The 11,538-nt window shown below is 73.4% G+C and carries 5 protein-coding genes; 2 read left to right on the forward strand and 3 right to left on the reverse strand.

Going from position 1 to position 11,538, the window contains the following annotated elements:
• Nucleotides 1-13 precede the first annotated feature (13 nt).
• On the forward strand, nucleotides 14-3,046 hold the full coding sequence (locus R3E88_06110) for an AAA family ATPase (GenBank protein MEZ4216034.1): 3,033 nt from the start codon (nucleotides 14-16) through the stop codon (nucleotides 3,044-3,046).
• On the opposite strand, the gene R3E88_06115 is transcribed toward R3E88_06110, so the two are convergent.
• Together R3E88_06115 and hisS are read right to left on the reverse strand one after the other, a co-directional pair.
• Nucleotides 3,043-7,671: an FG-GAP-like repeat-containing protein gene (locus R3E88_06115; protein MEZ4216035.1), complete on the reverse strand. Its 4,629-nt coding sequence runs from the start codon at nucleotides 7,669-7,671 to the stop codon at nucleotides 3,043-3,045. The genes R3E88_06110 and R3E88_06115 overlap by 4 nt on opposite strands.
• Nucleotides 7,672-7,847: 176 nt before the next feature.
• Nucleotides 7,848-9,143, reverse strand: coding sequence for a histidine--tRNA ligase (gene hisS / locus R3E88_06120; GenBank protein MEZ4216036.1), 1,296 nt, complete (start codon nucleotides 9,141-9,143; stop codon nucleotides 7,848-7,850).
• Between the two features lie 170 nt (nucleotides 9,144-9,313).
• Here hisS and R3E88_06125 point away from each other — a divergent pair, with 170 nt between their 5' ends.
• Nucleotides 9,314-10,681 carry a VCBS repeat-containing protein gene (locus R3E88_06125; GenBank protein MEZ4216037.1) on the forward strand — a complete coding sequence of 456 codons (1,368 nt, stop codon included), beginning with the start codon at nucleotides 9,314-9,316 and terminating at the stop codon, nucleotides 10,679-10,681.
• A gap of 67 nt (nucleotides 10,682-10,748) precedes the next feature.
• On the opposite strand, the gene R3E88_06130 is transcribed toward R3E88_06125, so the two are convergent.
• Complete coding sequence (locus R3E88_06130) at nucleotides 10,749-11,531, reverse strand: nucleoside phosphorylase (protein MEZ4216038.1); 783 nt, start codon at nucleotides 11,529-11,531, stop codon at nucleotides 10,749-10,751.
• Between the last annotated feature and the right edge of the window lie 7 nt (nucleotides 11,532-11,538).

Here is an 11,538-nt window from a genome sequence, read left to right on the forward strand (position 1 = left end):
GGTCGAGGCCGATGTGAGCGAAGGCAGGCAACGAGACGACGTTCCGGCGCGCGAGGAGTCGATCCTCGCGTTCGAGGACTTCGAGCTTCACGAGGCCACGCGGACGCTCGTCCGCGGCGGGGACGTCGTCGCGTTGACCGCGCGCCCCTTCGCCCTGCTCGCCTTCCTGTGCCGCAACCGCCACCGCTTCGTCGCGAAGGACGAGCTGATCGATCACGTGTGGAGCGACGTCGCCGTCTCGGACGCCTCGCTGTTCACCGCCGTCCGCGAGGTGCGCCGCGCGCTCGGCGACAGCGCGAGCCACTCCCGCTTCATCCAGACGCGACGCCGCGACGGCTACCGCTTCGTCGCCGACGTGGCCGTTCTCGAGCGGCGGGTGGAGAACGACTTCGTCGGGCGCCGCGACGTCCTCGCCGCGCTCGTCGCGGACGCGCACCGCGCCGCCGACGGACACGGCGGGATCGTGCTCGTCGCCGGCGAGCCCGGAATCGGGAAGTCGCGCCTCGTCGAGGAGTTCGCGGCGGGCCAGCGCGACGTGAGCCGCGCGTGGTGCTGGGAAGGCGACGGCGCGCCGCCCTATTGGCCGTGGATCCGGCTCCTGCGCGCGCTGTGCGACGACCCGCGCGACGCGCCCCTGCGAGACTCGATCGCCGGCTCGCCGCTCGCCGTGCTCCTCACGGAATGGACGACGGACGCGCCGCCGATCGAGGGCCACGAGCGCCCCGACGCCCGCTTCCGACTGTTCGACGCGGTGCGCGACCTGCTCGCGCGCGCGGCGGCGGCCCGTCCGCGCGTGCTCGTCATCGAGGACCTCCACTGGGCGGACACGTCGACGCTGCACCTGCTCGAGTTCGTCGCGCACGAGGCGGCGCGCGAGCGCTGGCTGCTGGTCGGCACCTACCGCGACGCCGAGGCGGCGCCGCCGCATCCGCTCGCCGAGACGCTCGGGCGCGTCTCGCGCAATGCGGGAGTGCGCGTCGAGCCCCTCGGCGGGCTCGACGAAGCCTCGGTCGCACGGCTCTGGAGCCGCTGGACCGGCGCGACACCGGACGTTTCGCAGCTGCGCGACACGTGCGCGCGGACCGGGGGCAACCCTCTCTGGATCCGCGCCCTGTGCGGTCTCGCCGCCGAGGACGCGAGCCCGTCGGGACGCGTGCACGCGCCGGTGCGCGAGGTGCTCGAGGCGCTGGCGCGACGCCTCGCGCCCCGCACCCGCGCGGTGCTCGAGCGCGCGGCGGTGCTCGGGGTGGAGGTGTCGCTCGCGCGCCTCGCGGTCGTGTGCGAGACCGACGAGCGCGATCTCGACCCCGCCCTGCGCGATGCGCAGCGGCGGGGCTTCGTCGTGCCGTGCGCGCCGGGCCGCATCCGCTTCGTGCACGCCCTCATCCAGGAGTCGCTGGTCGCGAACCTCTCCCACGCGGAGTCGGCGGCCCTGCACGCGCGCGCGGCCCACGCGTTGGTGGCGTTCCACCGGACGCGTGCGGGCCCGCACCTCTCCGAGATCGCAGACCACTTCTGTCGCGCCGCGGCCCATGGAGAGGCGCGCAACGCGGCCGACTACTCGCGGCGGGCGTGCGAGTGGGCCCTCGGTCGGCTCGCCTACGACGAGGCGGCGGCGCACGCGCGCCGTGCGGGCGCGGCGCTCGAGCACCTCGGCGGCGGCCACGAGCGGGAGCGGTGCGACCTGCTCCTCGCCGAGGCCGACGCCCTCGCGCGCGGCGGTCGGCTCGCCGAGTCGATCGTCGCCAGCCGCCGGGCCGGCGAGATCGCGCGCACACACGACGACGGACTCCGGCTCGCGCGCGCGGCGGTCGGCAGCGTCGGTCGGCTCCTGCCCATGGGCGTGCTCGACGCGGACGAGGTCGATCTCCTCGGCGAGGCGCTGCGCCGGCTCGGCGACCGCTCGCCGGCGATGCGCGCCGAGCTGCTGCTGCGGCTCTCCGCGCACGCGAGCGCCGCCGGCGACCCCGCGACGTCGGCGGCGCGGCTCGCGGACGGCGCGCAGCTCGCGTTCGAGTGCGGCGATGCGCGCGTCCAGGCGCTCGCGCTGCGCACGCAGGCCTACAACCAGGCGGGCGGCGTGGACCCGCTCGCGCGGATCGACGCCGCGACCCAGGCGTTCGAGCGCGCGGAGGCGTCGGGCGACCCCGAGACGGCCGCGATGTCGCTCTTCCTGCGCGTCACCGGCAGCCTCGTCCGCGGCGACCTCGAGGCCGCCGACCGCGATGCGCGCGAGCTCGAGCGCCGCATCGAGCGTCAGCGGTTGCTCGAGGTCGAGCCGTTCCTGCTCGGCCATCGCGCGACCCGCCTCGTGATGCAGGGGCGCTATGCCGAGGCCGAGCCGCTCGCGATCGAGACGGCGCGCGCCGGCGAGCGCATCCGTTCGCCCGTCGGGTCGACGTACTTCGGGGTCCCTCAGCTCGCCGACATCCGCCGCGCACAGGGCCGCGCTGCGGAGCTCGCGGGTCCGTTCGCGGAGGCCGCGAACCGGTTCCCGGACCAGGTCGCCTTCCTCGGGCCGGTCGCGCTGCTCCTGGCCGATGCGGGCGAGCGCGAGCGGGCGCGCGCCCTCCTGCGGCGCGCCGCGCAGATGGGCTTCGACCGCCTGCCGGTCGACGCGAACCGGCTGGCGCTGATCGCGATGTTCGCCGAGGCCGCCGCCTCGTTGGGGGACGTCGAGCCCGTCGCTCCGCTCTACGAGATGGCGCTTCCGCACGCCGATCTCTACGCCGTCGCCGGGCACGCGCAGGCCTTCCTCGGCCCCGTGTCGTTCTCGCTCGGCCTCCTCGCGGGCCACGCGGGCCGCGACGAGAGTGCGGATGCGCACCTCGCCGACGCGCTCGAACGCGCCGAACGGCTCGACTCGCCTCCGCTGGTTGCGCGCACGTGCTGGCGCTGGGCGCAGGTGCTGGCGCGCCGGTCGCGGGTCGACCGTGCGCGCGTCGAAGCCCTGCTGCATCGCGCCGCCGCGACGGCCGAGCCGATCGGCATGCAGCTCGTGCTCGACGGCGTTCGGCGCGAGCGCGAACGACTCGCGGCGCGCTAGCGGATCTGCGACGCCGCGAGCCGCGACCGCGCCGCCGCCGCGAGGGCGACCGCGAGCGCGAGCAGGGCCGGAACGGGAGCCGCCGGCACCGCGGGGACGGTCGGCTGCGATGCGGGATCGTTCGGGTCCGAGCCCGCTGCCACCTCCTGGCCGTCGTCGAAGCCGTCGCCGTCCGTGTCGGCCGCGAGCGGATCCGTTCCGAGCGCCAGTACCTCTTCGCCATCGGAGATGCCGTCGCCGTCCGAGTCGGGGACGAACGATCCCGTTCCGAAGTGCGCTTCGGCCGCGTTGGGCAGGCCATCGCCGTCGGCATCGGGACGAGCGATCCGGTTCCACAGCACGCTGACACTGCCCGAAGAATTCGCCGCGACGAGATCGACCGCGCTGTCGCCGTCGAGATCGCGAGCGACGAGCGCCTGCGGACCGGAGGCGGTCGCATACGTGCGCCGGAATGCGAGCCCGCCCGCTCCGTTGCCGAGGAGCACGTCGACAGAGTTGCCCGATGGGCTCGCCGTCGCGACGTCGACGATGCCGTCGCCGTCGAGGTCGGCGACGACGACGTCGACCGGGCCGACGCCAGTCGTGAACGCGCCAGCCGAAACGAAGCTGCCGTCGCCCGCGCCTAGCACGACGCGCACGCTGTTGGTCGCGGAGCTCGCGATCACGAGGTCGGCGGTGCCGTTGCCGTCCATGTCCCCCGACGCCAGCGCGCGCGGCGTGCCTCCGGCCGAGAGCGTGCTGGCCGGCGTGAAGGTTCCGTCGCCGTTGCCGAGCGACACGCTGACGTCGGCGCTCCCGCTGTTCGCGGTGGCCAGGTCGATGGGGCCCGGGCCGCGGAAGCGCGCCGCGAGCACGGCGCGCGGCAGGTCGCCCACCGCGATCACCGGCCCGGGCGCGAAGCTCCCGTCGCCGTTTCCGAGCAGGGGCGACGCCTCGAACGAACACAAGCTCGCCGTTGCCAGGTCGGGCTTCCCGTCGCGGTCGAAATCGCCCGTGGCCAGTCCGAAGGCGGAGATCCCCGATGCGGAGTCGATCGCGGGTTGGAACGAGCCATCTCCGTTGCCGAGTGCGGCGGTGACGCCGCCGTCGCACGGGAACAACGAGCCGCGCGCGAACGCGAGGTCGACCACGCCGTCGCGGTCGAGATCCTGCGCGACCACGCTCTGTGGCGAGCTGCCGACGGGCATCGCAACCGACGCGGCGAACGTCCGCCCGCCCGTGCCGAAGAGCAGGCTCGCGTCGCCCCCCGCGTTCGCGGTCACGAGATCGAGAAGGCCATCGGCGTCGAGGTCCGCCGCCGCGATGTCGAGCGGTCCCACGCCCGCCGCGAACGTCGACGCCGGCTGGAACGCGACCGAGGTCGGGTTCGCGAGCACGCTGAGCTCGCCGGTCGCGAAGCTCGTCGTCACGACGTCGATGCCGCCGTCGGCGTCGAGATCGACGGCGAGTGTCGAGAACGGGCTCGCGCCCGTGTCGAGGATGACGGGAACCTGGAAGGTCCCCTCGCCATTCCCGAACAGCACGTGCACGGCACTGCTCGGCGTGTTCGCGGTGACGAGATCGGGGTGTCCGTCGCCGTCGATGTCCGCGATCGCGACGCTATTCGGGCGGTTGCCCGCCGTGAACGACTGCGCGCTCTGGAACGTGCCATCGCCGTTGCCGAGCAGCACGGTCAGGTCGTCGCTGTCGGGGTTCGCAGTGACGAGATCGACGTCGCCGTCGCCGTCGAGGTCGGCGAGGCCGATCTGAAACGGGAATTCGCCCACCGCGTAGGCGACCGCGGGCTGGAACGAGCCGTCGCCATTGCCGAGCAGCACGCTCGCATCGTCGCTCGCGGAGTTCGCGGTCGCGAGATCGACGATGCCATCGCCATCGAGATCGGCGGAGGCGATCGCGATCGGCGCGCTCCCGACCGCGAAGGACGTCGGTGGCTGGAAGCTGCCGTCGCCGTTGCCGAGCAGCACGCGAGCCATTCCGGTCGTCGCGTCGACGCACGCCACGTCGAGCCAGCCATCGCCGTCGAGGTCGACGAGCTCGAGGTCGAACGCCGGGCCGCCCGCGGCGAACGAGCTCGCCGGCTGGAACGTGCCGTCGCCGTTTCCGAGCAGCACGCTCACCGTGCCGTCGCCCGCGTTCGACGTGACGAGGTCGGGCACGAAGTCCGCGTTCACGTCGGCGACGGCGACCGAACGCGGAAGTGCACCGACGGGCAGCGCGATCGTCGGCGCATACGTTCCGTCGCCGACGCCGAGCCGCACACCGACGGCGTTGCCGTTCCGATCTGCCGTCACGAGGTCGAGCACGCCGTCGCCGTCGAGGTCCGCCGCGGCGGTCGCGGTCGGCCCGGCGCCTGCAGATAGCGACATCGGCGTACCCAGCGTCGTGTCGCGGCGGCCGAGCAGCATGGTGATGCCGAACGCGCCGCCGTTCGAGACGGCGAGATCGAGCACGCTGTCGCCGTCGAAGTCGGCGACCGCTACGTCCTGCGGGCTCGCTCCCGTCGCGAACGGGGCGGCCGGGCCGAACGTGCCGTCGCCGTTGCCGAGCAGGTGGCTCACCGACGAGTTCGCCGCGTCGACGACGACGATGTCGAGCGTATCGTTCGCGTCGAGGTCGGCGAGCGCGATCTCCTGCGGCGCCGAGCCGGCCGCGAACGCGACGGGCAGCTGGAACGTGCCGTCGCCGTTGCCGAGCAGTACCTGCACGGTTCCGTCGGCCACGTTCGGCGAGATGCCCGTGGCGGGGACGAGCGCGTCCAGCGCGCCGTCCGAGTTCACGTCGGCGAGCACGACGTCCTCGCTTCCCGCGCCGAGGACGCTCGTGGAATCGAGCTGGAAGGTGCCGTCACCGTTTCCGACATAGAACGCGAACGTCGTCTGCCCGACCGCGACGAGGTCGAGCACCGTGTCGCCGTCGAGGTCTGCCAGGGCGATGCCGCGCGCGGTCATGGGTGTAGCGACCGCGAGCGGCGGCTGAAGAGTTCCGTCGCCGTTGCCGAGCGAAACCGACACCGGGGCGCTCGTCACGATGTCGAGGTTGGTATCCCCGTCGACGTCGGCGATCGCGATGTCCCCGCCCTCCACCGTGAGCGTGGAGTACGTGCTCGCGGCCTGGAAGCTGCCGTCTCCGTTTCCGAGCGCGATGACGATCCCGGGATTTCCCGAGTTGCACAGCAGGCACACGGCGACGAGATCGACCACGTCGCTCCCATCCAGGTCCGCCAGTGCGACGTCGTAGAGGAGAGCTCCGGTTGCGACCGGAACGGGCGTCTGGAGGCTGCCGTCGCCGTTTCCGATCAGCGCGACCACCTCGCCGCCCGTCGCTGCGACGAGGTCGGTCGCGCCGTCGGAGTCGAGGTCGGCCGCCGCGATCCCGAGCTGAGGAGCGGCGACCGACTGCTCCCGGTAGCCCTCGAAGGTGCCGTCTCCGCGGCCGCGCCAGAAGGCGAGGCCGTCGAGCGCGTCGAAGACGAATGTCAGGTCGGGAACGCTGTCGAGGTCGAAGTCGTCCGCGACGACGTCGTGCGAATAGCTCGGGAGTGGGATGAGACTCGCTGGTTGGAACGTGCCGTCCCCATTTCCGAGAAGGAGGCTCGCAGTCGCGGGCAGCGCCGCGCTGTTCGGGATGCCGACGAGATCGAGGTGTCCGTCGCGGTCGAAGTCGGCGACTTCGAGATCGAAGACCGCGGTGGGGACGGGTACGCCGACGGCACTCTGGAACGTGCCGTCGCCGTTGCCCGGAAGCAGCCAAACCGCCCCAAACGCGCCGACGAGGTCGCCGACTGCCAAGTCGACGTTGGCATCGCCGTCGAAGTCGCCAACGGCGATCGCGCGAAGCGTCAAGGACGACTCCCAGCTGCTCAAGAAGGCTGGAGACTGGAATGAGCCGTCCCCGTTGCCGAGCGCGACGGCAATCGGGGTGACAATGCCGTCGTTGGCGACGACGATGTCGAGGGCGCCATCCGCGTCGAGGTCGGCAAGCGCGGTGTTGGCGTTCGTCGCAGTGGCGCCAAACGACGCGAGACCCCCACTCGACTGGAACGCACTGCTCCCGTTCCATCGGAAGGCGAGAACCTCCACGCCGCCCCCAACGACGACGCTCGCGGCGATGTCGTCCGCTCCGTCCCCGTCCATGTCTCCGGTCGTGACCGCGACGATGCCGTTCAATAACGTGATCGGTATCGGCGCCTGAAACGAGCCGTCCCCATTGCCGAACCAGACCGCCACGAGTGCGAGGAGCGGAACCGCGCTGGCGATATCGGCATTCCCGTCTCCGTCGAAGTCGCCCGTCGCGACGTCGATGGGCAGGGCGAAAGCGTCGAGCGGCGTCGCGGTCGTGAAGGTCCCGTCGCCGTTCCCGATCAGCACCGTGAGGTCGTTGGTGGAGTTCGCCGCGACGACGGCGTCGAGCACCCCGTCGTTGTCGAAGTCGGCCTGGGCCATGCCTCGGGGACTCTGGGGCGTCTCGGTCTTGGGCGCGGCGAAGAGCGGCGTGATCGCGCGCGCGTCGCTGGGCTCGGTGAGCAGCGCGAGCGCGGCCAGCAGCGCGCCGATTGCGAAGCGCCGCGCGCTCCCGAGGGGTCGCTTCCTCGACGTGGACGACGGGGAGCAGCGCGGTCTGGTCATGACGGGCCACCTCTCCCGTCCAACCTACCGATGCCCGGGCGCCCGAACCTGAGGCGAGTCTGAAATCTCGCCGCGCCGCCGCGGTCGAGCCGCGATTCGCGCTCGCGACGCCCTCGGCGCGCGCCGGGGCGCCCGCATGCGCCGGCGGGGGGCGGGCGCGCGCGGCGATCCGATTGCTAGTTGGCGTCGGCCTCGGCGCCGAACGCGATGTCGCGCTGCTCGCCGGTGGCGAGCGACTTCACGCGCGCCGACCCGCGCGCGACTTCGTCGGGGCCGAGCAGCCAGACGCGCGCGGCGCCGCTCTTGTCGGCGTCGGCGAGCACGCGCTTCGGCTTCGGGTGGCCGAGCACGAGCTCGACCCGCCGCCCGGCCGCGCGCAGCCGCTGCGCGACGCCGATCGCGGCCGGGTGCTCGGCTTCGCCGAACGCGAACACGACGTCGTCGAGCTCGCGCGCGAGCGACGGCACGAGGCCGTGCTCCTGCAGGAGCTCGTGGATCACGGCGTCGCCGAAGCCGAAGCCGACGGCGGGAACGCGCGGGCCGCCGAGCGTCTCGAGCAGGCGGTCGTAGCGGCCGCCGCCGCAGATCGCGCGCAGGGCGCCGCTCGTGTCGAAGGCCTCGAACACGATGCCCGTGTAGTAGGCGAGCCCGCGCACGACCGAGGCGTCGAACACGACGCGATCGGCGATGCCGTAGGCCGCGAGCAGATCGAACAGCCTCCGCACGTCGGCGAGCGCGGAGGAATCCTTCGGTGCGAAGGCCGCTGCCTCGTCGAGGTCGCGCGCACCGAGCATCTCGATCGTGCGGCGCGCCTCGGCGTCGGTGAGGCCCACTCCGCCGGCCGGGTCGCACAGCTGCTCGACCACCGCGTCGTCGCCGATCTTGTCGAGCTTGTCGATCACCACGCACAGCGGCTCGAAGGCCTCGGGGCGCTTCGCGAGCACGCCGCCGCGCAGCGACTCCTCGAGCAGCGCGCGGCTGTTGATGCGGATGCGCGCGGCGTCGCGCGGCACGCCGAGCCGGTCGAGCAGCGCGCAGATCGCGGCGAGCAGCTCGGCCTCGGCCTCGACGCCGGGCTCGCCCCAGATGTCCATGTTCCACTGGTAGTGCTCGCGGCGCCGGCCGCGCGTCATGCGCTCGTAGCGCCAGCACTGCGGGATTGCGAACCAGCGGATCGGGAAGCGGAGCGCGCCGGCGCGCGCGAGCACCATGCGCGCGAGCGACGGCGTGAACTCGCCGCGCAGCGCGAGGTGCCGATCGTGCAGCTCGAAGTGGTAGAGCTGCTCGACGATCTCCTCGCCCGCCTTGCGCGTGAAGAGCTCGGCGTGCTCGACGATCGGTGCGTCGACCTCCTCGAAGCCGAAGCCCTTCGCGACCGCGCGGAAGTGCCCGAAGAGCCACTCGCGGAAGCGCATGTCGTCGGGGTAGAAGTCGCGCGTTCCGCGCGGCGGCTGCAGGCCCTGCTTGCTCACGCGCGTTCGAGTAGCACGCGCCGCGCGCGGTCGCCGAGGCGCGGCGGGGGCGCGCCGACGGCCGGGTCGCGGCGCCGCGCGAGGTGAGCGGGGCCTCGCCGCTTGCTACACCCCCGAGCGCCGCGCCGTCGCGCGCCGGCGCGAACGCCCGCGTCGCTCGGAGGTCCGCCATGCACCGCGCCCATCCCGTCCGCCCGGCCCGCTCCGCTCCGCTCGCACCGCGCACCCGCGCCGCGGCACTCGCCGCGCTCGTCGCGCTCGTCGCGCTCGCGTGTGGCTCCGAGTCCGACCCGGGCGGCGCCGCGGCTCCGCCCGCACCCGCCGCGCCGCCGAGCGCCGCGCCCGCGGCCGCCGCGTCGAGCGCGCCGGCCGATCTCCCGCTCGCGCTCGTGCTCGGGCTCGCCCACTTCGACGGCGCGAAGCCGCTGCCGGCGCGGATGGAGTTCGTCGTGCGCGAGGGCGGCGAGTGGAAGGTCTACGGCATCGAGGACGAGGCGTCGGACGTCTTCCACAAGGCGATGGCCTACGTCGATGCGGAGGACGGCGGCACGCCGAAGGTGCTGACGGTCGCCGGCGCGCCGGTCGGCCAGCCCGCGCTCGTGAAGCTCTGGCACCGCGAGGGCGCGACGCTCGTCCCGGAGACGATCTGGGAGCAGTCGTTCGGCGGGAAGCGCAACCGCATGCGCGACGTCGAGGTCGCCGACCTGTTCGGCGACGGCCGCGCGACGATGGCGGTCGCGACGCACGACCAGGGCGTCGTCGCGACGATCCATCCCGACGGGCAGGGCGGCTTCGAGGTGACGGAGCTCGACCGCGAGCCCGACACCTTCGTGCACGAGATCGAGATCGGCGACGTCGACGGCGACGGCGTGCTCGAGGTCTACGCGACGCCGAGCGAGCCCAACAAGCTCGACGGCTCCGACCAGAGCGGGCACGTCGTGCGCTACGTGCCGAAGAAGGGCGAGGGGCGCGTCGTCGTCGCCGACCTCGGCAACCGCCACGCGAAGGAGATCGTCGTCGCCGACGTCGACGGCAACGGCACCGACGAGCTCTACGTGCTCGTCGAGGGCCAGCTCGCGAAGGGCAGCAAGACGGAGCTCGAGCACGGCATCGAGGTGCGCCGCTACGAGGCGGGCACCGACCCGGCGGGCGGCGCGGTGATCGCGGCGATCGACGACCGGCTCTGCCGCTTCGCGACCGTCGGCGACGTCGACGGCGACGGGAAGAAGGAGATGGTGATCGCGGCCTTCTCGAGCGGCGTCTGGCTCGCGCGCCCGGGCGACGACCCGAACGGCGCCTGGAACGTGACGAACATCGACCGCGACTCGGGCGGCTTCGAGCACGCCGCGATCCTCACCGACCTCGACGGCGACGGGCGCGACGAGCTCTACGTCGCGAGCGACAAGCACAAGCAGCTGCGCCGCTACGTCTGGAACGGGAGCGCCTTCGACCGCGAGACGATCTACGCGCGCACCGACGGTCGCGCGGTCTTCACCTGGAACATCATGCCCGTCCCCGTGGCCCTCGTTCCCCGCTGATCGCCGGCCCGCCTCGCCCCATCGCGGTGGCTCCGGCGCCGCGGCCGACGCGTCTCGGGGCGGGCGATCAGGCCGGGCGGGCGAGCGCGAGCATCGCGCGGTTCGCGACCTCGATGGCGGTCGTCATGTTGTTGTCGAGGTCGAGCTCGGCCGGGCCCGGCCAGGGCGTGCGGTCGGAGACGACGCAGATGCAGCCCGCGCGCAGGCCGAACAGGTTGGCGAGCGTGAGCGTGACGCCCGACTCCATCTCGCAGTTGAGCACGCGCGCCGCCTGCATGTCGCGGATGCGCGCCTCGAGGTGGGACGGCCAGTAGCCGCCGACGCTCATCGACGACATCGCGCCCTTCGCGTCGACGAAGGCGTTGCGGACGTAGAACGCGTCGAGGCTCCAGGTGATGCCCGTCGCGTGGCGCGCGCCGGCGGCGCGCGCGGCCGCGACGAGCGCGCCGACCACCTCGTAGCTCGCGACCGCGGGGAACTCGGGCACGACGTAGGTCTTCGAGGTGCCGTCGTCGCGCACCGAGCCGGTCGTGATCGCGAGGTCGCCGAGCTCGAGCGCCGGGTCGAGGCCGCCGCTGTTGCCGATGCGGATGAAGGAATGGGCGCCGAGCTTCGCGAGCTCCTCGAGCAGGACGGCCGTGCTCGGCGCGCCGATGCCGGTCGAGCCCGCCGTGAGCCGCACGCCGTCGCGCGTGCCGGTGACGACGCGGTACTCGCGCACGCTGCACACCGTCTCGACGCCGCTCCAGCTCGCCGCGATGCGCTCGACGCGCGCCGGGTCGCCGCACAGGAACACGTGCTCGGCCACGTCGCCGGGGCGCAGGCCGGTCAGGGGCTGGGCGTCGCTCATCTCGTCG

This window comes from Myxococcota bacterium (assembly GCA_041389495.1).
GTDB lineage: Bacteria > Myxococcota_A > UBA9160 > UBA9160 > UBA4427 > JAWKRT01.

What these genes read in the sequence shown, in the direction of transcription:
- R3E88_06115 (MEZ4216035.1), bottom strand. Translation starts at nt 7,671, where the DNA reads ATGACCAGACCGCGCTGCTCCCCGTCGTCCACGTCGAGGAAGCGACCC.
- R3E88_06125 (MEZ4216037.1), top strand. Translation starts at nt 9,314, where the DNA reads ATGCACCGCGCCCATCCCGTCCGCCCGGCCCGCTCCGCTCCGCTCGCA.
- R3E88_06130 (MEZ4216038.1), bottom strand. Translation starts at nt 11,531, where the DNA reads ATGAGCGACGCCCAGCCCCTGACCGGCCTGCGCCCCGGCGACGTGGCC.